Annotated in this window: 24 protein-coding genes; 8 read left to right on the plus strand and 16 right to left on the minus strand. The window is 70.7% G+C overall.

Going from position 1 to position 24,719, the window contains the following annotated elements:
- Positions 1-15: 15 nt before the first annotated feature.
- The 3 genes from Microterr_RS11985 to Microterr_RS11995 form a co-directional block, all read right to left on the minus strand.
- Positions 16-3,018 (minus strand): AAA family ATPase, encoded by a 3,003-nt coding sequence (locus tag Microterr_RS11985; protein WP_263797710.1) that lies wholly within the window; start codon positions 3,016-3,018, stop codon positions 16-18.
- Positions 3,015-4,169, minus strand: a complete 1,155-nt coding sequence (locus Microterr_RS11990; RefSeq protein WP_263797709.1) for an exonuclease SbcCD subunit D — start codon at positions 4,167-4,169, stop codon at positions 3,015-3,017. Before Microterr_RS11990 ends, Microterr_RS11985 begins: the two co-directional genes overlap by 4 nt.
- A gap of 88 nt (positions 4,170-4,257) precedes the next feature.
- Positions 4,258-4,572, minus strand: coding sequence for a DUF2277 domain-containing protein (locus tag Microterr_RS11995; RefSeq protein ID WP_263797708.1), 315 nt, complete (start codon positions 4,570-4,572; stop codon positions 4,258-4,260).
- A gap of 58 nt (positions 4,573-4,630) precedes the next feature.
- Between Microterr_RS11995 and Microterr_RS12000 the strand changes: the two genes are divergently transcribed.
- On the plus strand, positions 4,631-5,383 hold the full coding sequence (locus tag Microterr_RS12000; protein WP_263797707.1) for an alpha/beta fold hydrolase: 753 nt from the start codon (positions 4,631-4,633) through the stop codon (positions 5,381-5,383).
- A 7-nt stretch (positions 5,384-5,390) separates the two neighbouring features.
- On the opposite strand, the gene Microterr_RS12005 is transcribed toward Microterr_RS12000, so the two are convergent.
- The 8 genes from Microterr_RS12005 to Microterr_RS12040 form a co-directional block, all read right to left on the minus strand.
- The gene (locus Microterr_RS12005; protein ID WP_263797706.1) at positions 5,391-5,729 is read right to left on the minus strand and encodes a hypothetical protein; all 339 of its coding nucleotides are present in this window, start codon (positions 5,727-5,729) and stop codon (positions 5,391-5,393) included.
- A gap of 87 nt (positions 5,730-5,816) precedes the next feature.
- Positions 5,817-6,110, minus strand: coding sequence for a GNAT family N-acetyltransferase (locus Microterr_RS12010; RefSeq protein WP_263797705.1), 294 nt, complete (start codon positions 6,108-6,110; stop codon positions 5,817-5,819).
- Between the two features lie 70 nt (positions 6,111-6,180).
- Positions 6,181-7,635 carry a GH1 family beta-glucosidase gene (locus Microterr_RS12015; RefSeq protein ID WP_263797704.1) on the minus strand — a complete coding sequence of 485 codons (1,455 nt, stop codon included), beginning with the start codon at positions 7,633-7,635 and terminating at the stop codon, positions 6,181-6,183.
- Entirely contained in the window at positions 7,632-9,863 is a 2,232-nt protein-coding gene (gene yicI / locus Microterr_RS12020) for an alpha-xylosidase (protein ID WP_263797703.1), read from the minus strand. Before yicI ends, Microterr_RS12015 begins: the two co-directional genes overlap by 4 nt.
- Positions 9,863-10,753 carry a carbohydrate ABC transporter permease gene (locus tag Microterr_RS12025; protein ID WP_263797702.1) on the minus strand — a complete coding sequence of 297 codons (891 nt, stop codon included), beginning with the start codon at positions 10,751-10,753 and terminating at the stop codon, positions 9,863-9,865. Before Microterr_RS12025 ends, yicI begins: the two co-directional genes overlap by 1 nt.
- On the minus strand, positions 10,753-11,724 hold the full coding sequence (locus Microterr_RS12030; RefSeq protein WP_263797701.1) for a carbohydrate ABC transporter permease: 972 nt from the start codon (positions 11,722-11,724) through the stop codon (positions 10,753-10,755). The genes Microterr_RS12025 and Microterr_RS12030 overlap by 1 nt, the downstream gene beginning before the upstream one ends.
- A 51-nt stretch (positions 11,725-11,775) precedes the next feature.
- Positions 11,776-13,083 (minus strand): ABC transporter substrate-binding protein, encoded by a 1,308-nt coding sequence (locus Microterr_RS12035; RefSeq protein ID WP_263797700.1) that lies wholly within the window; start codon positions 13,081-13,083, stop codon positions 11,776-11,778.
- Positions 13,084-13,176: 93 nt separating this feature from the next.
- A complete protein-coding gene (locus Microterr_RS12040) occupies positions 13,177-14,193 on the minus strand; it encodes a LacI family DNA-binding transcriptional regulator (RefSeq protein ID WP_263797699.1) in 1,017 nt (338 codons plus the stop codon).
- 530 nt (positions 14,194-14,723) lie between these two features.
- Between Microterr_RS12040 and Microterr_RS12045 the strand changes: the two genes are divergently transcribed.
- The gene (locus tag Microterr_RS12045) at positions 14,724-15,446 is read left to right on the plus strand and encodes a winged helix-turn-helix domain-containing protein (RefSeq protein ID WP_263797698.1); all 723 of its coding nucleotides are present in this window, start codon (positions 14,724-14,726) and stop codon (positions 15,444-15,446) included.
- Positions 15,447-15,615: 169 nt separating this feature from the next.
- Positions 15,616-16,584: a DNA-3-methyladenine glycosylase family protein gene (locus tag Microterr_RS12050; RefSeq protein WP_263798757.1), complete on the plus strand. Its 969-nt coding sequence runs from the start codon at positions 15,616-15,618 to the stop codon at positions 16,582-16,584.
- 26 nt (positions 16,585-16,610) lie between these two features.
- Here the strand turns inward: Microterr_RS12050 and Microterr_RS12055 are convergent, their stop codons facing one another.
- Positions 16,611-16,784, minus strand: coding sequence for a hypothetical protein (locus Microterr_RS12055; protein WP_263797697.1), 174 nt, complete (start codon positions 16,782-16,784; stop codon positions 16,611-16,613).
- A 174-nt stretch (positions 16,785-16,958) separates the two neighbouring features.
- Here Microterr_RS12055 and Microterr_RS12060 point away from each other — a divergent pair, with 174 nt between their 5' ends.
- Positions 16,959-17,378 (plus strand): VOC family protein, encoded by a 420-nt coding sequence (locus Microterr_RS12060; RefSeq protein WP_263797696.1) that lies wholly within the window; start codon positions 16,959-16,961, stop codon positions 17,376-17,378.
- A 9-nt stretch (positions 17,379-17,387) separates the two neighbouring features.
- On the plus strand, positions 17,388-17,612 hold the full coding sequence (locus tag Microterr_RS12065) for a hypothetical protein (protein ID WP_263797695.1): 225 nt from the start codon (positions 17,388-17,390) through the stop codon (positions 17,610-17,612).
- A 12-nt stretch (positions 17,613-17,624) separates the two neighbouring features.
- Here Microterr_RS12065 and Microterr_RS12070 read toward each other — a convergent pair whose 3' ends face one another.
- Entirely contained in the window at positions 17,625-18,098 is a 474-nt protein-coding gene (locus tag Microterr_RS12070; RefSeq protein ID WP_263797694.1) for a GyrI-like domain-containing protein, read from the minus strand.
- A gap of 48 nt (positions 18,099-18,146) precedes the next feature.
- Between Microterr_RS12070 and Microterr_RS12075 the strand changes: the two genes are divergently transcribed.
- Entirely contained in the window at positions 18,147-18,875 is a 729-nt protein-coding gene (locus Microterr_RS12075) for an SDR family oxidoreductase (RefSeq protein WP_263797693.1), read from the plus strand.
- A gap of 41 nt (positions 18,876-18,916) precedes the next feature.
- Here Microterr_RS12075 and Microterr_RS12080 read toward each other — a convergent pair whose 3' ends face one another.
- Genes Microterr_RS12080 through Microterr_RS12090 form a run of 3 tightly spaced genes read right to left on the minus strand, consistent with a single transcriptional unit; the run spans position 18,917 to position 22,706 of the window.
- Entirely contained in the window at positions 18,917-19,750 is an 834-nt protein-coding gene (locus Microterr_RS12080) for an aldo/keto reductase (RefSeq protein WP_263797692.1), read from the minus strand.
- A 24-nt stretch (positions 19,751-19,774) separates the two neighbouring features.
- Positions 19,775-20,611 carry a Cof-type HAD-IIB family hydrolase gene (locus Microterr_RS12085; protein ID WP_263797691.1) on the minus strand — a complete coding sequence of 279 codons (837 nt, stop codon included), beginning with the start codon at positions 20,609-20,611 and terminating at the stop codon, positions 19,775-19,777.
- A 52-nt stretch (positions 20,612-20,663) separates the two neighbouring features.
- Positions 20,664-22,706, minus strand: coding sequence for a glucose PTS transporter subunit IIA (locus Microterr_RS12090; RefSeq protein ID WP_263797690.1), 2,043 nt, complete (start codon positions 22,704-22,706; stop codon positions 20,664-20,666).
- A 254-nt stretch (positions 22,707-22,960) separates the two neighbouring features.
- Between Microterr_RS12090 and Microterr_RS12095 the strand changes: the two genes are divergently transcribed.
- Positions 22,961-23,830: an aggregation-promoting factor C-terminal-like domain-containing protein gene (locus Microterr_RS12095; RefSeq protein ID WP_263797689.1), complete on the plus strand. Its 870-nt coding sequence runs from the start codon at positions 22,961-22,963 to the stop codon at positions 23,828-23,830.
- A 41-nt stretch (positions 23,831-23,871) separates the two neighbouring features.
- Positions 23,872-24,717, plus strand: coding sequence for a serine hydrolase domain-containing protein (locus Microterr_RS12100; protein WP_263797688.1), 846 nt, complete (start codon positions 23,872-23,874; stop codon positions 24,715-24,717).
- Positions 24,718-24,719 lie beyond the last annotated feature (2 nt).

Consider the following 24,719-nt stretch of genomic DNA (forward strand, 5'->3'; position numbering starts at 1 on the left):
CGAGCGCGCGGTGGTTCAGACCGCGACGGACGCGTGCTGCGTGATGGTGCTCGGACCATGCGGGGACGCCGTCACCGTGAGCTGCGCGGGCAGCTGCTCTTTCATCGCCTCCACGTGGCTGATGACCCCGACCGTCCGGCCACCCTGGCGCAGTTCGTCGAGCGTCCGCATCGCCAGTTCGAGCGTCTCGGCGTCGAGCGAGCCGAACCCCTCGTCGATGAACAGGGTGTCGAGGCGCAGCCCGCCCGCCCGGGCCGTGACGACCTCGGCGAGGCCGAGAGCCAGGGCGAGCGAGGCGAGGAAGGTCTCTCCGCCCGAGAGCGACTGCGCGGGACGGGCGCGACCGGTGTAGGCGTCGATGATCTCGATGCCGAGCCCGGACGCGGCGTTGCGTGCCGCGACCGCGTCGCTGTGGCGCAGCCGGTAGCGGCCCGATGACATGTCGTCGAGGCGCACGTTCGCCTGCGCGACGATCTCTTCGAGCTCGGCGGCGAGCACGAAGGTCTCGAGGTCCATCCGGCTGGCCGTGCGACCGGCGACGGCTGCGGCCAGGCCGGCGATGAGCTCGTGGGCGGAGGCCAATCCGGCGATGCCGGCGTAGGCGGCGTCGGCACGTTCGGTCAGACTGCGCAGGCGGGCGGCGGCCTGGGCCACGCGCTCCGCCGCCTGCGTCGCCGCACGGGCGGCGTCCTTCGCGGCCGCGACCGCGCGAGCCGACTGCTCGAGGTCCACGTCGTCGGAGTCGCGCCCGGCCAGATCGAGCTCGAGGGTGCGCAGCCGCTCGCGCACCGTGCGCAGGGCGACCTCATGGTCGAGGATGCCGCGCGTCAGAGCGGAGCGGGTGGCATCGTCGCGCAGCGCCGCAACCGCATCGTCCACGTCGGAGAAGTCGGATGCGGCGACCTCGGCATCGCGGTCGACGAGCGCCTCGGCGTGCGCGACACGGCGGGCGGCGGCCGCGTCCGCGGCGTCGGCCAGCGCCCTGGTCAGGTCGCGGAGCCGGGTGGTCTCGGCGATGCGATTGGCGACGCGGGGGGCGGCACCGCGGGCGGCGGTCACGGTCGCGCGCATGGTCGTCGCCCGCTCGTCGGCCACCGCGAGGCGCTGACGCCTCTCGGTGCTCGCGACGGCGAGGGCGTCTCGCTCGGCAGCGGCCAGCGCGTCGAGGTCGGAGAGCTCGGCGCGCTGCGCGATCAGCTCGGACTGGCGTGCGGCGTCGGCCGCAGCGGCGTCGACGGCGGTGCGGGCGGCGGCGAGCGCGGCCTCGAGGTCGTCGGCGCTGCGTCCGTGGGCCCGGGCGGCCGACTCGCTGTGGGCGGCGCGCGCGGCACGGGCGGCCGTCGCGGCCGACTGCTCCGCCGCAGCCGCGTCGTCTTTCGTCCGCTCGGCAGCGGCCAGCATCTCGTCGGTCACCGGCTCGCCGTCGTGCACGGCCGGAGCAGGATGCTCGCGCGAGCCGCAGACGGCGCACGGGTCTCCGTCGACCAGCTCGCCGGCAAGCTCGCCGGCGAAGCCCTCGAGGCGGCGACGCAGCAGCGAGGTGAGAGCGCCTGCGGCGGACTCGAGGGCGGTCAGCGCAGCAGCGTGGGCCTGCTCAGCGGTACGCAGGTCGTCGGCGCGCGCCGCGGCCTCGCGTGCTGCGGCCAACTGGGTCTCGGTCGCGGCGAGCGCGGTGCGAGCGGTCGTCAGGACGACGGCGGCGCCTTCCAGACCCGCGATCGCCTCGTCGAGCGTCGCCAGCTGTGCCGGGGCTCCGGCGCGCGCGGCATCGAGCGCCACGAGCTGCGCGTCGAGGTCGGCGAGGGCGACGCGGTCGGCGGCGATACGCGTGTCGAGCGCCTGCAGCTCGGCCTCGAGTGCGGCGGCATCCGCCCAGCGGGACAGATCGCCGGTCATCTCATCGATGCGACGACGCAGCGCGGTGATGTCGACGCTCGCCTGCTGCTCTGCGTCACGGCCGACATTGGTCGACCACGCTGCGAGAGCCGCACTCTCGGCGGCGGCGGCGTCGTCGACGGCGACAGCAGCCCTGGCCGCGGCGGCGATGACCGAGCGCAGCGCCTCGGCGCGCGTGGCGCGGCCGAGGGTGGCGCGGTCGGCGGCGAACGCGGGTTCTGCGGCCTCTCGGGCGGCGAGGTCGAGTCGAGCGGCATCCCGCTCTCGGCGCTGGGCATCCAGCGCGACGAGGGCGGTGTGCGCCGCGACGATCTGGGCGACGGCCTCGTCCGCGGCGTCTCGCTCGCGAGCGAGCGTGTCGGCGCGGTATGCGGCGCGGTCGACGGCTGCGACGGCGAGGGCGAGACGGGCGGCCGTCGCGGCGGACGCGTCGTCGTCTGCGCCGAAGCCGTGCTCGGCCGCGAGCGCGGCGGCCTCCGCCAGCAGAAGCTCGACCTGGTCGCCCGCGCGGCCGAGATCATGCTCGGACTGCTTGCGGCGCTGCTCGAGCGCCGCCTGGTAGTCCTCGTACACCCGCGTGCCGAACAGGGTGCGCAGCACGGCCTGCCGGTCGTCGTTCTTCGCGAGGAGGAACTGCGCGAACCGGTTCTGGGCGAGCAGGATGACCTGCAGGAACTGGTCGCGGCTGAGTCCGAGGATCTCGTCGAGCAGCAGCCCGACGTCGCGGGGGCCGGCTGCGCGGCCGATCCAGGCATCACCCACCCGCTCATCGAGCTGGGCCGCATGCTTCACCGGCGTCGTGCCGACGCCGCGCGCCTTGGGGCGCTCGTAGTCGGGCGATCGCGTGACGCGGTAGCGGGCGCCGTCGACCGTGAACTCGAGCACGGCCGTGGTCGCGTCTTCTGGCGCTGCATGGTCGCTGCGGATGCGCTTGTCGCCGCTGTCGTAGCGGGGCACGCTGCCGTACAGCGCGAAGCAGACACCGTCGAGGATGCTGGACTTGCCGGCGCCCGTGCGCCCGGAGATCAGGAAGATGCCGTCTCCGTCGAACGCATCGAAGTCGACGCACTGACGGTGCAGGAAGGGTCCGAAGCCTTCGAGCTCGAGGCTGTGAAGCTTCATCCGCGCACCTCGGCGGCGACCTGATCGTCGATGACGTCGCGGAGGAGGTCGCGCTCGCCCTCGCCGGCTCCGACGCCGTTGCGCACGTGGCGGAGGAAGGCGTCGACCAGGGCGAGGTCATCGCGCGCCTCGCGCACCCGCGCCGCATAGCTGCGGCCGTCGTCGGCGTGCACGACCGACGGCGCGTGGGCGACCATCGCGCAATGCGGGAACCGCGCCTGCAGCCGGCGCATCGGGTCGGGCTGCGGGGCCGCGTCGGTGTAGCGGGCGCTGACCCATGCGTCGCGCATGTCGTCGAACCGCGGGTCGGTCAGCAGCTCGTCGAGGGTGCCTTCGAGGGTGACGAGGCGCCGCGGCACCGGCAGCTCGAGCCACTGGACGGACGCCAGGCCCCCCGCATCCAGCTCGACGATCCACGAGCCGCGCGGCTTGTCGCCTTCGCCGAAGCTGTAGTGCAGCGGCGCGCCCGCGTAGCGGACGCGATCGGTCAGATGCTGGCGCCCGTGGATGTGCCCGAGCGCGATGTAGTCGGGCCCGTCGAACGCACCGAGCGGCACGACGTCGAGGCCGCCCTGCTGGATGTCGCGCTCGAGGTGAGGCGTGGGCTCGACGCCCGCGGCGAAGCAGTGCGCCACGGCGACGGAGCGTCCGCCGCGCCCGGCCAGGTCGGCGCGGATGAGATCCATCGCGTGGGTGAGGGTCTGCGCCTGCGAGCGCAGCTCGACGTCCGGCCACAGGTGGCGGACGAGGCTCGGCTCGAGGAACGGGATGCCGTAGACGTGCACCGGGCCGTCCGCGTCGTCGATCGTGAGGGGTGTGCCGACCGAGAGCGGGTCGGTGAGCACGTGGATGCCGTCGCGCAGCAGCTTCGCCTGGAAGCCGAGCCGCGCGGCGGAGTCGTGGTTGCCGCTCGTGACGACCACGCGGGCGCCGGTGTCGCGGAGCGCCACCAGCGTGTCGGTGAGCAGCGTGTACGCGGCAGCGGCAGGAGTAGCCGAGTCGAAGACGTCGCCGGCGACGATGACGAGATCGACGCGCTGTTCGCGCACCTGCTCGGTCAGCGCCGCGAGCACGCCACCGAGGGCCTCGAGCGTGGAGTGACCGTGGAAGGTCCGCCCGATGTGCCAGTCGGAGGTGTGCAGGATGCGCATGCCATCAACGGTATGGCGGGCTTCCGACATCGCCCCAGAGGCCGGCGGTGCGCCGCCCGAATGCGGCGCGCTGCTCGCAGGGAGCGGCTCAGGATGCCGCCCGCGCGGTCCGCTTCTCCTGCTGGTACACCCGCAGCGCCTCATAGCGGTCAGCCGACCGCGCCCTGCGCTTGGCGGCCTCCTCCTCGCGCTTCTTGGGCGGGGCGGTGGTGACGAGATCGTCGATGAGGTGACGGGTCGCGTGGGCGATCTCAGCGACAGCCCGATCGAAGACGGCTTGATTCACCTTCGCCGGCTTGGTCGTGCCGGCGATCTTGCGCACGAACTGCAGTGCGGCGTCGTGGCACTCGTCGTCGGTGGCGGCCGGCTCGAAGTTGTTCAGCGGGACGATGTTGCGGCACATGCGGCCACGGTACGCCGCTCGGGGCGGAGACGGAACGGCCACGGGATAGCCTCGGACGGTGACCGACGCGATCTCGCACTTCTCTTACCAGGGCGCGACGCTCGTGGTCGAGGAGCACCCCGCCGAGGGCGCGGCGGGCGGTGAAGCCGTCTTCGTGCTGCTGCACGGCATCGGGATGGGACGCGGAGCCTTCGGAGACCTGACCGCGCACCTGACTCCCCACGGCAGGGTCATCTCGCTGGACCTGCCAGGGTACGGCGATGCCCCCGAACCGGATCGCACGCCGACGATCGAGCGGATGGCCGACATCGTCGCGGCCCTGCTGCGTGATCGCGGCGTCAGGCGCCCGGTGCTGATCGGGCACTCGATGGGCACCCAGGTGGCCATCGAGGCGGTCGTTCGCCACCCCGGTCTCACGGACCGGATCGTGCTCGCCGGTCCGACCGTCGATCCGCGTGCCCGCTCGATCTGGGGCCAGTTCCGCCGGCTCGTGCACGACCTGGCGATCGAGAGCCCCCGCGTGCTCTGGATCGGCGCCGGCGAGTACCTGCACGCGGGTCCGCACCTGCGCCGCAAGATGCGCGCGATGCTCACCCACCGGCCGGAGGACGTCTACCCGCGCGTGCCTGCGCGCACCCTCGTGCTGCGCGGGGCCAGTGACGCGGTCGCGCCGCGCGACTGGTGCCTGCAGGTGGTCGCGCTGCTGCCCGACGCGTCACTGGAGGAGATCGACGGCCACGGTCACGAGACGATGATCCGGGATGCTGCACCCGCCGCCGCGCGGATCGTCGGATTCGCGCAGCGGCCGTAGCCGCAGCTCAGGGTGCCGGCGGGGCGTCGACGCCGAGTCCGGTGGCCTGATGCGTCGGCGCGGGCGGGTCCTGCCGGTGCGGTGCACGCGGCTCTTGGCCCGGATCCTTCTCGGTGCTCGGGCGGTCGGCGTCCTCGGCCTCCGTGTCGGCGTCGGCGGAGAGATCGGGGTCGGCGCCCTCGACGGACTCCTCCACGGTGCCGACGTCCAGCCCGTCGGGTGCCGAGACCGGCTCGGTCGCCTCGTCGGTCGACTCCTGAGTGGTCTCATCCGCGGCGGCGCCGGACTCCCAGCCGCCGGCCGGATCGGCGTCGATGACGCCCTCGGGAAGATCGCGTTCAGTCATGGCTGACCCCTTTCGTCCCCTCCAGCCTCGCCTGACCCGGTGCGCGGCGCAGCGGGGTTGACGTCTGCCACGCCCCCGGCTACAGAGTCAGGCGGAGTGACGCGACCGGAGGATGCCGGCGCGTTCGGGGTGGGCGGCGAACCAGTCGGCGACGTACCAGCACACCGGGATGACCTCGCGGCCGCCCTGCTGCTCGAGCGCTGCGACCGCCCGGTCGACCAGCTCACCCGCGTAGCCGTGGCCCCGGAAAGTCGGCACCGTGTAGGCGCGGGTCAGGGCGACGGAGCGCCCGTCGTCGCGGTAGTCGAGCACGCTGACGAGGTGGTCGCCCTCGTGGAGGGTGTAACGCGCCGCATCGGGTTCATGCGTGAAGGTCAGCACCCTTCCACGCTACGCCCGCTGTGCCGCATCGGGGTCGAGCGCGCCGGGCGTGGTGGACGACGGCCGGAGCTCACCCGACGGGGAGGACGTGCGTGGTCGCGAGCTCGCGGAACCAGTGCGCGCTGCGCTTCGGCGTGCGCTCGAGCGTGTCGAAGTCGACGCGCACGATGCCGAACCGCTTCGCGTAGCCGTAGCCCCACTCGAAGTTGTCCAGCAGCGACCACACGAAGTAGCCGCGCAGGTCGACGCCCGCCTGCAGCGCACGATGCGCGGCGGTGAGGTGGCGACGCAGGTAGTCGACCCGGTCGGCGTCGTCGATCGATCCGTCCGCCGCGACCTCGTCGGCGAATGCTGCGCCGTTCTCGGTGATCATGAGCGGCTGCTCGGGGAACTGCTCCGACAGCGACAGCAGCAGCTCCTCGAGACCCTCTGGAGCGATGTTCCACCCCATCTCGGTGTACGGACCAGGCTGCTCCACGAACTCCACGAGTTGATCGCTGCCCGGCCACGCGGTGCCGCCCGCCGCGCCCTTGTGACCGTCGTTCATCTGCTTCGGCGACAGGCCGTCCCAGAGCCGCACGGTGGCGGTGGAGTAGTAGTTGACACCGAGCACGTCGATCGGCTGGTGGATCGTCGCGAGGTCGCCGTCCTGCACGAACGACCAGTCGGTGACCGAGCGCGTGTCCTCGAGGAGGTCCGCGTCGTATTCCCCGCGGAGCATAGGCGAGGTGAAGGCCCTGTTCGCGAGTGCGTCGATCCGGCGCATGGCTTCGTCGGCGCCGTCGCCGACGCCGCGGAGCACGTGGAAGTTGAGGGTCGCGGAGTACTGCGGCGAGCCGGTCGACGTGGCGCGCAGCGCCTGCAGTGCACGCCCGTGTGCGAGGTTGAGGTGGTGCACCGCGGCGAGCGCGGCGGCGGGCTCGTGGCGGCCGGGGGCGTGACCGCCCTGCCCGTAGCCGAGGTACGCCGAGCACCACGGCTCGTTGAGGGTGGTCCAGGTGTGCACGCGGTCGCCGAGGGCGGCGCCCATCACGGCGGCGTAGTGCTCGAACACGTCGGTGGTGGACCGGACGGCCCAGCCCCCGGCATCCTCCAGCGTCTGCGGCAGGTCCCAGTGGTAGAGCGTCGCGACCGGCTTGATGCCGCGGGCGAGCAGCCCGTCCACCAGCCGGGAGTAGAAGTCGACGCCCGCCTGGTTCACCGCTCCCGTCGCGGGGTCCGGCACGATCCGCGACCAGGCGATCGAGAAGCGGTAGGCGTCCAGGCCCAGCGAGGCCATCAGATCGAGGTCCGACTCCCACCGGTGGTAGTGGTCGCACGCGACGTCGCCGGTGTCGCCGTTCCACACCCGTCCGGGCGTCTTGGCGAAGGTGTCCCAGATCGAGGGTGTACGACCGTCCTCGTCGAACGCCCCCTCCACCTGGTACGACGCCGTCGCGGACCCGAAGGTGAATCCGGGCGGGAACGCCAGTCCGGCGTCGCGATAGTCGGTCGAGCCCTGGGCCGCGTTCTGCACGCCACTCATCGTGTCACGTCACCGAGGTCGACCGTGAACGTCTCCGCGCGGCCGTCAGGGGCGGTCACGGTGATGTCGCGGGTGCCCGATCCGCCGGGGAACACCCGCAGCTGCAGCCCCTCGAGGTAGTCGTAATCGGCTCGGTCGGAGCGGGCACCCCACGGGATGACCGCTCCCGGTCGCGCGTAGAGCGGCAGCGAGTCGAACCCGTGCCGCTCGCGGCGCCACCCGCCGCCCTGCACCGTCTCGCCGGTGAGGAGACTCGTCCATTCGCCGGCGGGGAGGTAGAAGTCGACATCCCCCGTCTCCGTGAACACCGGGGCGACGAGCACGTCCGGCCCGAGCAGATACTGACGGTCGAGGTAGGCGACGGCGGGGTCCGCGGGGAACTCGAACTGCATCGGCCGCATCACCGGCGCACCGGTCTGCGCCGCCTCGAGCCCCAGCTGGTAGAGGTACGGCATCAGCCGCATCTTCAGCTGCGAGAAGGTGCGGGTGACGTCCACCGCCTCGTCGTCGAAGGCCCACGGCACCCGGTACGACTCGGAGCCGTGGAACCGGCTGTGGCTCGACAGCAGCCCGAAGGCCGTCCACCGCTTGAAGACGGCGGCGTCGGGCGTGCCCTCGAACCCGCCGATGTCGTGGCTCCAGTGCGCGAAGCCGCTCATCGCGAGCGACAGCCCGCCCCGCAGGCTCTCGGCCATCGAGGCGAACGTCGAGGTGGAGTCGCCGCCCCAGTGCACCGGCATCGTCTGCCCGCCCGCGGTCGCCGACCGCGCGAACAGGACCGCGTCGCCCTCGCCCCGCTCGGCGACGAGCAGGTCGTGCACCGCACGGTTGTACAGCTGCGTGTAGAGGTTGTGCATGCGCGCGGGGTCGGATCCGTCGTGCCACACGACATCCGTCGGGATCCGCTCGCCGAAATCGGTCTTGAAGCAGTCGACGCCCTGATCCATCAGGCGGCGCAGCTTCGACTGGAACCACGCGGTCGCGTCGGGGTTGGTGAAGTCGACCAGGCCCATGCCCGCCTGCCAGAGGTCCCACTGCCACACCGATCCGTCGGCGCGCGTGACGAGATAGCCGGATGCTGCGGCCTCCGCGAACAGGGGCGAGCGCTGAGCGATGTAGGGGTTGATCCAGACCGAGATGCGCAGCCGGCGCTCGCGCAGTCGCGCCAGCATCCCCTCGGGGTCGGGGAAGACCCGCGCGTCCCATTCGAAGTCGCACCAGTTGAATTCGCGCATCCAGAAGCAGTCGAAGTGGAAGACCGACAGCGGCAGGTCGCGCTCGGCCATCCCCTCGATGAACGAGGTGACGGTCGCCTCGTCGTAGTCCGTCGTGAACGAGGTCGACAGCCAGGTGCCGTACGACCAGGCAGGCACGACGGGCGGCCGGCCGGTGAGCGCCGTGTAGCGGGCGAGCACGTCGCGGGGGGTGGGGCCGGCGAACACGAAGTATTCGAGCACCTCCCCCGTCACGGCGAACTGCACGCGCTCCACCGACTCCGACCCGACCTCGAACGAGACGTGGCCGGGGTCGTTGACGAGCAGGCCGTACCCGCGCGACGAGAGGTAGAACGGCACGCTCTTGTACGCCTGCTCGCTGGAGGTGCCGCCGTCGGCGTTCCAGATGTCGACCGACTGGCCGTTCTTGACGTACGGACCGAACCGCTCGCCGAGACCGTAGATCGTCTCCCCCACGCCGAGGTCGAGCTGCTCGTGCACGAAGGTGCGCTCCTCGGGCAGTCCGGTGTCGGCACGGGCATTGCCGACGATGCCGTGATCGACCGCCGCGTCGGGAGACAGTCGCATGAACGCCTGAGCCTTGTGACCGCTGCCGGTCACGCGCTCGCCGTCCACCTCGAACGCCAGCGACCACGGTGCTCCTGGCGCGATCCGCGCGGTCAGCGGGCCGGTCGTGAGCGTGCCGGCCTCAGCATCCGCCGTCCCTGCGCCGCCTTCTGCGGCGCCGGGCAGCTCGAAGCCGCCGTGCCATGCGCCGCCTTCGTGGTGCGCGATGCGCACCCGGACGACGCCCTCGATCGGCGAGGAGAGCGTCACCGTGAGCGCCGCCCGGTTGAGCACGTCGCCGCGCTTGGCGATGACGGCGGTCGGGGCGGTGACGACCAGCCCTGCGCCGTCGGGCGCTGTGTCGGTCTGCCAGATGTCGTACGCCTCCTGGGCGTACAGGGCGGTGACACCGGGGCGCAGCTGCCAGAACCCATCCGTGAACTTCATTACTTGACTGCTCCTGCCGTGATGCCGCGCGTGAGTGTGCGCTGGAAGATGAGGAAGAAGACGATCGTCGGGATGATGCTGAGCAGCGCCGCTCCCGCCGTCGTCGTGACGTCCATGAGCCGATCGCCGGTCAGGACGCTGATCGCGACGGGGACCGTCTGATTGGCGTTCGACGGCAGGAACGTGAGCGGGATGAGGAACTCGTTCCACGTCCAGATGAAGAAGAAGATCAGCAGCACCGACAGCGTCGGCCGCGTGATCGGGAAGACGACCCGCCACAGGATCTGCCAGCGGGTGGCGCCGTCGATGGACGCCGCCTCGAGCACCTCCTTGGGGAACGTGCCGAGCACCGACGCGAGGAGGTAGGTGCCGAACGCCGCCTGGATCACCGTGAAGACGATGATGACCGACCACACGTTGTCGTACAGGTGCACCGACTTGAACATGTAGTACAGCGGGTAGAGCAGCGCTTCCTGCGGCAGCAGGTTCGCCATCAGGAACAGCAGCACGATCCACGAGCGTCCGCGGACTCGTCCGATGCCGATCGCGAAGGCGTTCAGCAACGAGATGAGCACGGCCAGCACCGCGACGGTGCCGGAGATGAGGATCGAGTTCCACACCTTCTCGGGGAAGTTCACGCGCTCCCAGAAGTTCTGGATGCCGGTGAGGTCGATCTCCTGCGGGAACGCGAACGGACCGGATGTCGCGTAGTCGATGGGCGACTTGAAGGCGTTCACGAGGATCAGGTAGAAGGGCACGAGCACGACGATCCCGCCGGCGATGACGGCCACCAGGAGCAGCCAGTCGACGGGACGCTTCTTGGTCATGCCGCCGCGGGGACGAGGCCTGCGTGCATTGGCAGGCATGACGATGACGGATGTCGCGGTCATCACAGACCAGCCCTTTCCTTGCGCTCCGCCGAGTTCTGCACCCGGATGAAGATGATCGAGACCACGACGACGAGGACGGTGAGGACGGTCGCGATGGTCGCGCCGTAGCCGATGTTCCGCTTCGTGAAGAACTCGCTGTACGCGTAGTAGGCGGGAACGAGTGTCGCGCCGGCAGGACCGCCCTGCGTGATGATGTACACCGGGCCGAAGACCTTGAGCGCCGCGATCGTGCACGTGAGCGTGACGACGAACACCTCGGGGCGGATGATGCTGAGGGTGATCGCGGTGAACCGCTGGTACCAGTTGGCGCCGTCGAGCTCGGCGGCCTCGTACAGCTCGGGGTCCACGCGCTGGAGCGCCGCCATGAACACGACGACCGGGTAGCCGATCTGGACCCAGACGAGGACGCCCATCAGGACGAGCAGCGCCGACGGCATCTGCCCCAGCCAGTCGTACGCGGGGATGCCGAACACCGCGAGCATCTGGTTCACCGACCCCGTCTCACCGGGGCGGAACATCCAGCCGATCACGATGCCGGCGACGGCGATGGGGAGGATCTGCGGAAGGTAGTAGGTGGCCCGCAGGAAGCTGCCGACCTTCCCGCCGAACTTGCGGCCGACGACGTCGAAGAGGAGGGCCGCGACCATGAGGCCGACCGTCGTCGGGATGACGACCATCGCGAGGACCATCCAGACGGAGTTCGTGAAGGAGGTCCAGAAGTCCTCGTCGGTGAAGATCGTGAACCAGTTCTCGAGGCCGATGAAGTCGGGGGCCCCGACGCCGCGCCACTTCGTGAACGTCAGATAGACGTTGAAGACGAGCGGGATGACGACGATGACGAGGAGGAGGACGAACCCGGGCAGCAGGTAGAGCCAGTACCCCGCGGTGCCGCCCTTGCGCTGCGGGATCGAGGGCTCCTCCGGAGGAAGCTTCGTGCGCGCGCCGCGTTCGGCGCGGGTGATGACAGACATGGCGACTCCTGTGGGGCGGGGGCGGCGCGTGACGCCGCCCCCGCGGGTCGGTCAGCGGAAGTCCGCTGTTCCTTCTTCGTACTCGGCGCCGAGGTTGGCGTTCGTCGTCGCGGCATCCTGCGAGCCGGTCACGAGGCCCTGCAGTTCGCGGACGATGACGTCGTAGAAGCCGGCGGCGGGCCAGTCCGGGTAGAACGAGAGACCGTCGTTCTCGAGGACGCCGTTGAACGTCGCGATGAGCTCCTGGCTCTTCGGGTCGGTGATGTCGGCCGGGTCGGCGGCGACGGGGACGCCGCCGTTGTTGCCGATGATCGCCTGGATCTCCGGGCGCATCGTGATGTCGATGAACTCGTACGCGAGCTCCTTGTTGGCCGCGTTCTCCGGCACGACCCACAGGTTGCCCGACGAGCCGAGCGAGAGCGTCGAGTCCGGGAAGGACTGCAGCGTCCAGTCGAAGCCGGCCTGCTCGACGAAGCGCCCGTACCACCACGAGCCGGACACGAAGATCGGGGCGGAGCCGTTGATGAACGAGACGCCCGCGTCCTCTGCCTTGACCGACGACACGTCGCTGGCGATGTAGCCCTTGTCGACGTACTCCTTCAGGGTGTCGGTCGCGTAGGTCACCTCGGGTCCCTGCCAGTCCACGGGGTTCTCGTAGAGCTGGTAGTCGTTGACGAACTGACGGTCGGCCTGGCTCAGTGCGAGCTGGTACCACAGCTGACCCAGGGGGTATTCGGCGCCGGCCTCGGCCAGCGGCGTGATGCCCTGGTCGACGAACGCGTCCAGCACATCGACGAACTCGTCGTAGGTGGTCGGGATCTCGAGGCCCGCCTCCGCGAAGGCGTCCTTGTTGTAGTAGACGCCGACGAACTCGCCGTAGTTCGGGATGCCGTACCAGGTGTCGCCGCCCATGACTCCGTCTTCGGAGTACTTCGCCGTGGTCTGCAGCGAGGGCGCGAGCTTGTCCGCCCAGCCGTACTCGTCCACGGCGTCCGAGATGTCGGCGATGAGGCCGGTCGAAGCGAGGAAGCCCGCCGTGGCGTTGCCCTTGTTGAACTCCATGAGGTCCGGCGCGGCGTCCGAGTCGAGCACCTGGCTCGCGGTCTTCTGGATCTGCTCGAACGACTTCTGCTCGAACTCGACGGTCGCGCCGGTCTCCTCTTCGAAGACCTTGATCGCCTCGTCCCACGCCTTGGCCATCGCGCTGTCTTCGCCCTCGTAGTGCCAGAGCTTGAGGGTGTCGCCGTCGCCGGTGTCGCCGCCGCCGCCGGAGCAGCCGGCCAGCGCGAGCGCGCCGGCGGTCACCACCCCCACGGCCGCGAGAGCGCGGGTTGTCGACTTCTTCGTCATGCGTGCCATCGTCGGCACTCCTTTCTCGTGTCCGGCTGCGCCGGGCGGTTCATCGAAGCGCTTCGACTCGAAGCGCAGAGCTATTGAGTTGTGGGTGGAACGTCAGTGCGAGCGGGGAGCCGCGACCGATCCCCGATCGATCAGGGTGGGCGCGATGAGGTGCAGACCGGGCAGGGGCGGGTCGTCGGTGAGGCTGCGGATGGCCAGGGCGACGGCGAGGTCGCACGAGGGCTCCGGCTGCAGCGGGATCACGTCCAGCGGAACCGACAGGGCCGACGTGTCGAAAGACGCCGCGACCGAGACCACGGAGATGTCCTCCGGCACCCGCAGCCCGCGCTCGTCGAGCTCGGCGAGAACGGCGTTGTGCACGTCGTCCGCGGCGTGGATGAGGATGGCGGTGACCCCCGAAGCGAGCATCTCCGACACCGCGGACCGCGACGTGGCGGCGTGGGAGGTGCGCGTTCCCGACGCCCGGAAGGTCAGTGACGCGCCCCGCTCGGCGGCACGCCGCTCGCTGGCGCGTCGCAGCCTGGGCGGGAAGTTCGACTTCTCGTAGGCCACCTCGGGCTGTCCGACCAGTCCGATGCGGGTGTGCCCGGCGTCGGCGAGCCGGTCGACGGCGAGCTCTGCGGCGCTCTCGAAGTCGAGGTCGACGCAGACGAGGCCCTCGTGGTCATCGGGCACGCCGATGAAGACGGTCGGCGTCGAGACCCTGCGCGAGAGGGCGACGCGCTCGTCGTCGGGGGCGACGTCGAGCACGAGGATCGCGTCGACGAGTCCGCTCGAGGCGACGCGGCCCATGCCGGCTGATGCCTGCTCGTCCGTCAGCAGCAGGACGTCGTAGTCGTGGCGGCGTGCGGCGATCGCCGTCGCCAGCACGAACGACATGTGGGTCGGCGCGTGCGAATCGGTGCGCAGGGGCTCGGTCAGCGCGAAGATCTGGGTCCGGCTGCCCGCCAGCATCCGCGCTCCCGCGTTCGGGCTGTATCCGAGCTCGCGGACCGCGGCCTCGATGCGTCGCCGCGTCGAGGGCGACACCGGCCGCTTGCCGCTGAGGGCGTACGAGACGGTGCTGATGGAGACACCGGCGGCCTTGGCCACCTCGTCGATCTTCGCCATCCGAGACTCCGTCGTCTTGTGTGAGTGAACTGTCGAAGCGTTTCGCGGAAGCGCTTCGACAGCGACTGTAGGGCCATCTTCGGAGATGCGCAAGACATTTGTCGGAAGAAACCACAAATCGGTGGGCGGCCATGTGCGGCGGCGATTGAGCAAAGTGACATATTTCGTCACAGAACGGATGCTGCAGCTGGGCGATTTGACGCGCGCGGACGCATTCGGTCATAATCGGCCTCATGACTGACACCGCACGTTCTCTGTCCGCCTGGGAGGCGAACGGGACTGCCGGCACCATGATGGCCGGCCGCGTTGTCATGTGTTGTCGAATGTGCCGCTGACACGGTGACCCCCGCTGGACTCCGTTCGCGCTTCTGAAACACGCGAGCACCGAGTCCCCGAGCACCGGATGCGCCTCACCGCCGCGCACACCGACTGCTCCGCACACGGTCCACAACCAGGACCGCGACTGACAACACCGCCGAACCCGCTCACAGGCGAATCGCCCGGGTTCTCATCCCAAGGACTCTCCTCTCATGTCGAACACCGCGATCCTCGACCGACCGACCGACAACCGCCCCAGCCTCCGCCTCGTCCCCGACGTGGCCGAGACCGCCGAGGCAGCTCCCGCCGCCCCGCAGCGCCACCTGCCTCCGGGGGTCGCTCCCCGCGGCTTCGCCCTGTACGTGGGGCTCGATGAGGCGAAGGCGGCAGCATCCGGCGTCAGCCTGAACGTGCTCGTCGACGCGCTGCGCCGCACGATCGCCGAGCTCTCGCCCGAGGCCGAGACCTACGCCACCGTCGCCCTCGCGCCGGTCGGCGCCGGTGGCCGCGACGTCGACGTCGTGCGCCTCGCGCTGCACGAGCCGTCGGCCGTCGCCCGCACCAAGGCCGAGGAGACCGAGGACGAAGACCGCGCGCCCGGCGGCGTCGTGGTCGACATCTCGCGCAAGCGCGTGCTCATCGACGGCGAGTCGGCCGCGTTCACCTTCAAGGAGTTCGAGCTGCTGCAGTACCTCGTCCTCCGTGAGGGCCGCACGATCGAGCGCACCGAGCTCGTCGGGTCCCTCTGGCAGCAGGGCGACGCCGATGCACCCGGCGAGCGCACCATCGACGTGCACGTGCGCCGCCTGCGCGCGAAGCTCGGCCGCTACGAGGACATCGTGCGCACCGTGCGCGGCGTCGGGTACCGGTTCGACCGTCACGCCGACGTCGTGATCCGCTACGGCCACGGCACGCCGTCGCCCGACCGCTTCTAGCCCGCAAGCCCGCTCGGTCTCTCCCCCGCCCTTCCGCTCACCTGTCGCAATCGGTCGCGAAACCCGCAGATCGCGACAGGCGAACAGCAGGGCGAGCAGCCTCGGGATGTCGGATGCGGCGGCGTAGGGTTGCTGCGTGACTCCGGGCGTGCGTGAACTCAGCGGGCAGATGCTCGCGGAGCCGCGCCCCGCGCCCGCTCGCGACCCGCGCCCGGCGGCGACGCGCCCGCTCGAGTCCGAGTATCGGCCGCGGGGTGCGCTCGACCTCCACCGCACCGTGGTGTTCCAGCGGCGCGGAGCGAACGACCCGACTCTCGTCACGGCCGGCCCCGTCATCTGGCGCGCGAGCCGCACGCCGCAGGGTGTCGCCACCCTGGCGCTGCGCGCGACTGCCGACGGCGCCGTCCGCGCCGCAGCGTGGGGCCCCGGCGCCGCGTGGGCTCTCGACCAGGTCCCCGGCCTGTGCGGCGCGCACGACGAGGCCGAAGGGTTCGATGCCACCACGCATCCCCTCATCGCCGACGCCCACCGTCGGCACCCCGGCCTCCGGCTCAGCCGCACCGACCTCGTCTTCGACGCGCTCGCCAGCGCGATCTTCGAGCAGAAGGTCACCGGCCTGCAGGCGTTCGCGGCGTGGCGCCGCATCGTCACCTGGTTCGGCGACCGGGCGCCCGGACCGACCCCGCGCCCGATGTTCGCACCGCCGTCCATCGACGGCTGGCGGCACGTTCCGTCGTGGTCGTGGCATCGTGCCGGGCTCGAACCGCCGCAGTCGCGCGCCGTCGTCGAAGCCGCTCGCCGCGGCGAGGCGATCGTCCGCGAGACGCTCCTCGCCCCCGACGGGCCTGGCCGCGACCGCGTCCTCACGAGCGTGCGCGGCGTCGGGCCGTGGACCGCGGCCGAAGCACGCATCCGCGCCTTCGGCGATCCCGACGCGGTCAGTGTCGGCGACTTCCACCTCGCCCATCACGTCGGCTACGCCCTCGCCGGCGCACGCACCGACGATGACGGGATGCTGCGCCTCCTGGCCCCGTGGTCCGGTCACCGGCAGCGGGTCATCCGACTGATCGGTGCGGCCGGTCTCATGGAGCCCCGTCGTGCACCGCGACTTCATCCGGAGGACCACCGCGACCGCTGAGCCGCCGGGGTCCCCTGGCCCGCACCTCAGGCGGGTGCGTCCTCGTCCTCCTCGGGGTTGAAGTTGGAGGGCTCGTCGGTGTGCCCCGCTGCGACGCCGGTCGGGTCGGGCGGAATCGTGCCGTCCTTCCCGAGCCCACCGGGCTTCTCGGTGACCTCGGTGTCGTCGGACTCGCTCGACGGCTTCTCGTCATCGGCCATGATCGCCCCTTTCGCATTGGCGACCCGGGAGGTCGCCGGTCGGGCAACCGTATGTCGCCGTCCGGGCGTGCGTCTGCAGGGTTGACGAAGGCCATCCCGTGGAGTAACCGGGACGCCGTCAGGGTGCCCGCACCACCCCTGGTGCACCCCGCGGACGACGGACAGGATGGGGACATGACCAGTCTCAACCCCTACCTCTCGTTCCGTGACAACGCCCGCGCCGCGATGGAGTTCTACCAGTCCGTGTTCGGCGGGGACCTCACCGTGTCGACGTTCGGCGACTTCCCCGGTCAGAACGACGACGCGTCGGAAGACCATCTCGTGATGCACGCGCAGCTGACGACGCCCGACGGCATGGTGCTGATGGGATCCGACACCCCCAGCCGGATGGGATTCACCGAGCCGGCCGGCTTCTCCGTCTCGGTCAGCGGCGACGACGAGGCCGAGCTCGAGAAGTACTGGAACGGTCTCGTCGAGGGCGGCACCCCGATCGTGCCGTTCGAGGTGCCGCCGTGGGGCGGGCGCTTCGGCATGCTCACCGACAAGTTCGGCGTCGACTGGATGGTGGCCCTGAACGCCGCAGACCAGCCCTAGGCTGACGGCATGACCTCACGTCAGACCGGCTGGCCCCGGGGCCGCACGCAGTGGCTGATCGGCACCGTCGTCCTGTTCGCACTCGGCATCGTCATCGGCAACCTGCTCGGCAGCATCTGGCTCGGCCTCGCGATCGCCCTGCTCATCTCACTGGGCTGGCTGATCGCCTACGAGTCCTGGCGCGGGCGCACCGTCGGCTTGGACGACCCGGACGACAACGGCGCCCAGCTCTGACGTCGTGCCTGCTCAGGGCGAGACGGGCAGCTGCAGTTCCGTGACCCACTCGGACTGCGACATCGGGCCGCTCACGAGATAGACCTCGCGGCTGGGGCCGGCGATCTCCCCGCCATCGGCCGCGACCGTCTGCATGAGGTGCTGCCACGCCGAACCGATGCCCGCCATCTCACCATGGTGCGTCAGGGTGGCCGCGCGAGACACGGCGGGAAGGTCCACGACCTCCCACCCGTCGCCGCTCACCGCCTCGCCGCCGCCCGCCACCCACGACACCCAGACACGGAGCTCGTCACCCGCGCCCGTCGGCTCGTACCAGAAGATGCCGGGCTCCTCGAAGTCGACGCCCGCGGACTGCAGCGCCGTGAGCAGCGGCGGGAGGATCTCGTCGATGACGGGTGGGACGTAGTCCGGGCCGGGTCCCTGCGCCGTCCCGCTGGCCGCGTAGACCGTGACGGGCTCGATGCTCTTGTACTCGACCTCGGACATCGGTGTCGTTCCTTTCGGCCGGCTTCGCGGCGATGGGAGGATGGCACCATGAGGATAGCGGTCGCCGGGGGCACCGGCCAGGCGGGAGCGCAGGCCGTCGCAGCGGCCACCGCTCGTGGTCACGAGGTGGTCGTGCTGGCCCGATCGGCGGGCGTCGATCTCGTCACGGGTGCCGGTGCCGCGCAGTCGCTCGACGGAGTGGATGCGGTGATCGACGCGTCCGGCGTCCGCAAGGGCGATGAGCCCACCGCCTTCCACGAGGCCGTGACCCGCACGCTCGCCGCTGCACGTCCTGCGCACCTCGTGGTGCTCTCGATCGTCAACTGCGAGAGCGCCGCGACGTATCCGCTCTATGCCGGCAAGCTCGCCCAGGAACGCGCCACCGAGGCCAGCGGGATCCCGTTCACGATCGCCCGCACCACCCAGTTCCACGAGTTCTCGCGACAGGTGCTCGCGATCGGCAAGCTCGGTCCGCTGCACTTCGCGCCGCGGATGCGCACGCAGCCGGTCGCCGTCCGCGAGGTCGGGGCCCGCCTCGTCGACCTCGCCGAAGCCGGCGCCGTCGGCCGGGCGCCCGACTTCGCCGGCCCGCGCGAGGAGTCCCTGCCCGAGATGGCGCGTGCGTACGTGCGCGCGGTGGGCAGGCGCACGCCGGTGTTCGCGATCAGCCTCGGGGGCGACTTCGGCAGGGCGATGCGCAGCGGCGCACTGCTGCCGGGGCCTCATGCCGAGCACGGCGCCCAGACCTTCGCCGAGTGGATCGCCGCCCTCGGCTGAGAGCCGATGAGAGGTGGCGTCGCCCGGAGCAGCGGCGGCCGCTACATCTCCTCGTGCGTGTCGGGGTCGGCGTCCCACAGCCGTCCGCGCTCGAGCGCGGAGATCGCCGCGACCTGCTCGGGGGTGAGCGAGAACCCGAAGACGTCGGCGTTCTCGCGCTGGCGATCCGGGTCGCTCGACTTCGGGATCGGCGTGCTGCCCAGCTCGACGTGCCAGCGCAGCACGACCTGGGTGGGCGTGACACGGTGGATCTCGGCCAGCTCGACGATCACCTGCTCGGTGAGCAGCTCGGTGCGACGGGCGAGCGGGCTCCAGCTCTCCGTGCGGATGCCGTGCTCTGCGTGGAACGCGCGCAGCGCGCCCTGCGGGAAGTAGGGGTGCAGCTCGACCTGGTTGACGGCGGGGACGACGCCCGTCTCATCGACCAGGCGCGTCAGCATCCGCTCGGTGAAGTTCGAGACCCCGATCGAGCGGATCCTGCCCTCGTCACGGAGGGCGATCATCGCGCGCCAGGTGTCGACGTAGCGGTCCACGCTCGGGTTCGGCCAGTGGATGAGGGACAGGTCGATGCGATCGAGGCCGAGCACCGAGAGCGATCCGTTCGTGGACTCGATGGCCTCGTCGTAGCCGTGCGCGCGGCCGGGGATCTTGGTCGCGACGATGAGCTCATCGCGGTCGATGTCGCTGCGTCGCACCGCCTCGCCGACCTCGCGCTCGTTCTTGTAGTTGACGGCGGTGTCGAGCAGCCGATAGCCGCTGTCGATCGCCGACACGATCGCGCGGGTGCCGTCTTCGCCGGTCAGGTTGTAGGTGCCGAGTCCGAGCTCGGGGAAGGTGGTGCCGTCGTTCAGGGTCAGGGTGGGGATCGTCAGCATGCTCTCCACGCTACGCCGGTCCCGCTAGGCGGGCGCGGCGCCGTCGCCGTCGCCGTCGAGGAAGGCCTCGACGATCGAGATGACGCCCTCCTCCGCGTTCGACGGCGCATGGTGCCGGGCTGCCGCCAGCACATCGGGGTGCGCGTTCGACATCGCGTACGACCAGTCGGCCGCGCGAAGCAGCTCGAGGTCATTGAGGTAGTCGCCGAACGCCATGGTCTGCGCGGGGGTGATGCCCAGCGCGCGCTGCAGGGTGCGCAGCGCGATGCCCTTGTCGACGGTCGCGTTCATGATGTCGACCCAGTGCTGCCCCGAGACGACGACCTGGTGGCTCGCCGCAAGGTCGTCGAAGGCGGGTGCGGTGTGCCCCTCGCCGCCGTCGAAGTCGTAGATCGCCAACTTGAGCACCTGATCGTCGACGGCGAGCAGATCGTCGGTGATCTCGAGCTTCTCGTAGTACTTCTCGACCTCGGCGTGGAACACGGCGCCGGTGTCCTCGATGTGGGCGGAGCGCTTGCCGCACAGGACCAGTCCCGCGTGCAGCTCCCCCGCCGCGACGAGCGAGCGCAGCCGTGTCACGACCGTCGCGACCAGCGCCGGATCCAGCGCATCCGACGAGATCTCGACGTCGCCCCGCACGACGTACGCGCCGTTCTCCGCGATGTAGTCGAGCTCGACCTCGACACCGCCGAACATGCGCTGCAGGGTGGCGAGCTGGCGCCCGCTCGCCGGGGCGAACGCGATGCCGCGCTCATGCAGGCGCTCGAGCAGCGCCCAGAGCCGGTCGGGGATCACGCCGTCCGGCCGCAGCAACGTGCCGTCCATGTCGGCGGCGATCAGGCGGATGTCGGGAGCTGTCACCGCTCCATCCTCCCAGCACGGACGGGGAGGATGGAGCGGTGCGTCGACGGCGTCAGGCGCTGGGCTCCGCGGCGGCCGCCTGCTTCGAGGTCACCGTGATCAGTTCGTCGCCTGCCTTCACCGGTCCCTCGGCGGCGTCGTCGATCGTGCCGAAGTCGTCGGCGTTGAGCACGATGACCGGGGTGATCAGCGGGTAGCCGGCCTTCTCGATGACCGCCCGGTCGAAGACGACGAGCGGGTCGCCGGTCTTGACGCGGTCGCCGTTCTTGACCTTCACATCGAACCCTTCGCCCTTCAGGTTGACCGTGTCGATGCCGACGTGGATGAGGAGCTCCACGCCGCCGTCGAGCACGAGCCCGAAGGCGTGGCCGGTCGGCTGCGCGGCCGCGATCAGGCCGGGTCCGGGCGCGTAGACCGTGTCGCCGCTCGGCTCGATCGCGAACCCCGGCCCCATCGTCCCGCCGGCGAAGACCGGATCGGGCACGGTGGACAGCGGCACCACGGTGCCGTCGAGCGGCGACGAGATGAGCACGCCGCCCGCGGGGACGGATGCTGCGCCGGCCGCCGCAGCGCCGGCGGCCGCCGGGGCGTTCTCGTACTCGCTCGGCTCCGCCTCGGCCGGCTGCTCCTTGGGCTTGTAGCCGGAGATGACCACGAGCACCATCGCGGTGGCGAAGGCGAGGCCGACGGCGATCGCGTACAGGCCGATCGGCTCGAAGGCCGGGATCGTCAGCAGCGAGGTGAACACGAACGCCTGCGTCGTGATGCCGTTGGGCAGGCCGAGCAGCAGGCTGCCCACGCCGATCGTGAGTCCGCCGACGAAGCAGCCCACCAGCATCCGCGGATAGATGCGCTTGAAGCGCAGATGGATGCCGTACAGCGACGGTTCGGAGATGCCGCCGAGGAGACCCGCGGCGAGCGCGCCGGTCGCCGTCTGCTTCATGTCCTTGTCCTTCTCGCGCCAGGCGAGCAGCAGGACGCCGGCGGTCGCACCGAAGCACGCGAAGTTCCATGCGCCCATGGGGCCCTGGATGAAGTCGTAGCCGAGGGTCTGGATGTTCAGCAGCATGATCGCGTTGATCGGCCAGTGCAGACCCAGCGGGACCATGAACGGGTACGCCAGCGGGATCACGATCGCGAAGATGAACGGCGAGAACGTGTTGATCGACGCGAGCACCTGGGCGAGGCCCGCACCGAGGTAGACGCCGATCGGGCCGATCAGGAACGCCGTGAGCGGGATCATGATGAGCATCGCGAAGAACGGCACGAAGATGAGGTGCAGGTTGTCGGGGATGATCTTCTTCAGCAGCTTCCACAGCGGCCCGAGCACCGCGGCCATCAGCAGCGGCGGGAACACCTGCGAGCTGTAGTCGAAGATCGTGAGCGGGATGCCGAAGATCGGCACCGTGGTGATGTCGGAGCCGAGGAACGAGATCTGCTGCGCGGTGTCGGCGTTGCCGAGCGCCGCGAACCCGGGGAGCATCACGACCGCCATGATCGAGAAGCCGACCCAGGGGTCCGCACCGATCTTCTGCGACGCGTTGTAGGCGACCATCAGCGGCAGGAAGACGAAGACGCACTGCCACATCAGGTTGACGAAGGCCCATGAGGGTTCGAGCGTGACACCGGGGGCGTTCCAGTCGGGGATGACGTCGAGCGTCGCCAACAGCGCCATGAAGGTGATGAAGAAGGATGCGCCGAGCAGGGCGCCGAGGATCGGGCGGAACGAGTCGGAGAGGAACTCGAACAGGGTGTCGAGCCAGGCCACCTTGCCGCGCGGCCCCTTCGCACGCTCGCGGGCCTTGATGGATGCGGCATCGTCGCCGTCGCCGCCGCCCCCGCCGCCCTTCATCGCGGGCAGCGCCAGGATGTCGTTGTAGACGGTCTGCACGCCGCCGCCGATGACGACCTGGTAGCGCTCGCCCGCCTGGGGCACGGCGCCCATCACACCGGGGATGGCCTCGACGGCCTCTTTGTCGACGCCGCTGGCGTCGTGCAGCTGGAAGCGCAGCCGGGTGGCGCAGTGCGTCAGGCTCGCGACGTTGCCGGCACCCCCCAGGCTGTTGATGATTTCGGATGCGGGACTCGTAGCCATGGGAGGTTCTCCTTCGAGGTGCCGTCTTGCGGCGACTCTATACCCGTCGATATGGGCGATGCGAGGGGTCTTGGTGACCGTCGCCTGGGGCGCGGGAGAGCCGCCGCTCCCACGATTCGCCCAGGAGAAGCAGGGCGTTCGTCCAGGCGAGACGCACAGACTCGTGAACTTGTGCCCCGGCCTCGTACCCGACGAGGGCGCCAGGCAGGTCCTGGTCGCGGCACGGAGATACCCCGAAGGAATACCGCCCCACCATGCTCTTCGCGCGCACCCGTCGCCCCGTGTCCACGTTCCGTCATTCCCTCACCCGCCCTGCTGTCGCCATCGGCGTCGGCCTCGGGCTCGTCCTGTCGACGGGCGCCGGCGCCGTCGCCGCCACCGCCGCCGACTCGTTCGCCACGCCCCTGCGGGCGATCACGAACGACGCGAAGGCCACCCTCGTCGACGCGGAGGCGACCCTCGACGAGGCAGCGGAGGTCTCCGCAGACGCCGCCTCGCCCGACCTCGACCTGAAGGCGACGGACACCACCATCGACACCGCCGGTCTGCGCTCGGAGATCGCCGTGCTCTCCGACCTCGAGCTGCTGCCGACGTTCGTCCTCACGGACGTCGCGGACGCGACCGCCGAGGAGGCAGCCGCCGTCGAAGCCCAGACCGCACGGCTGCAGGACGCCGTCGACGACGCACAGGCCGCCAAGCAGGCCGCCGCAGAGAAGGCTGCGAAGAAGGCCGCCGAGAAGAAGCGCGTCGCCGAGGCGAAGAAGAAGGCCGCCGCCAAGGCGGCGAAGGAAGCCGCCGCCCTGGCGAACGTCAACACGGTCGCGGGCGCCCAGGCGACCGCGGCGCGCATGGCCGCCGACACCTACGGCTGGGGCTCGGGCGAGTTCTCGTGCCTGGTGTCTCTGTGGAGCAAGGAGTCGGGCTGGAACTACCAGGCGTACAACGCCGGCAGCGGCGCGACCGGCATCCCGCAGGCACTGCCCGGCAGCAAGATGGCGAGCGCCGGTTCGGACTGGCAGACCAACGCGGCCACCCAGATCAAGTGGGGCCTCGACTACATCTCCCGCGCCTACGGCAGCCCGTGCTCCGCGTGGGGTCACTCGCAGTCGGTGAACTGGTACTGAGCCCCTCCGGTCGCGTCGCGCCGGATCGGTAGGGTCGGCACGTGCCGCTCTTCCCCGTCTACAGCATCGGCAAGACGCTGGCCGCGGCCGCCGTGCTCGCGCTCGGCCACGACCTCGACGCCCCGGTCGGCGACCTCGTCGATCTGCCGGCATCCCTGCACGGCGCGCGCCTCCGCGACGTGCTGCGCCATCGCGCAGGGCTGCCCGACTACGGGGCGTGGCCCGACTACGCGGCGGCGATCGCCGGTGACGAGCCGTGGTCCTTCGACGAGCTGATGGCGCGGACGGATCGGGCGGGCGGGGTCGCGCGGCCGAGCGGGTTCCGCTACTCGAACATCGGGTACGCGATCGTGCGCCGGATGCTGGAGCACACCCATCAGGCGGACTTCTTCGACGTCGTGCGATCGGCAGTGCTCGACCCGCTCGGTATCACTGAGATCGCTCCGTTCGCCGAGCCGGGCGACTGGGCGCGGTGCGCCCCGTCGCAGGTCGACGTGTCGTGGTACCACCCGGGCTGGGTGCTCACGGGGACCATCGCCGCCTCGCCCTCGGCCATCGAGGCGGCGATGCGGGGCATCCTCGCCGGGGCTCTGTTCGATCCTGCGCGGATGCTCGACACCCGGGCCGTCGATGCGCCCGGCACGGTGCTCGATCAGCCGGGCTACGGACTCGGCCTCATGACGAGCGGCTGCCCGACACCGCGCTGGGCCGGGCACGGCGGCGCGGGGCCCGGGTACACGACCTTCGTGCTCGCCGACGCTGACGGCTCGGCGGCGAAGGCGTCGTTCGTGCCGGCCGAGGTGGATCAGAACGACCTGATCCGCGAGTGCCTCGCCGGGCTGCCGGCCGGCGACGACCGACACCCGGCGGACGGGGTCGGTGAGTAGGC

It is taken from the genome of Microbacterium terricola, from assembly GCF_027943945.1.
GTDB lineage: Bacteria > Actinomycetota > Actinomycetes > Actinomycetales > Microbacteriaceae > Microbacterium > Microbacterium terricola.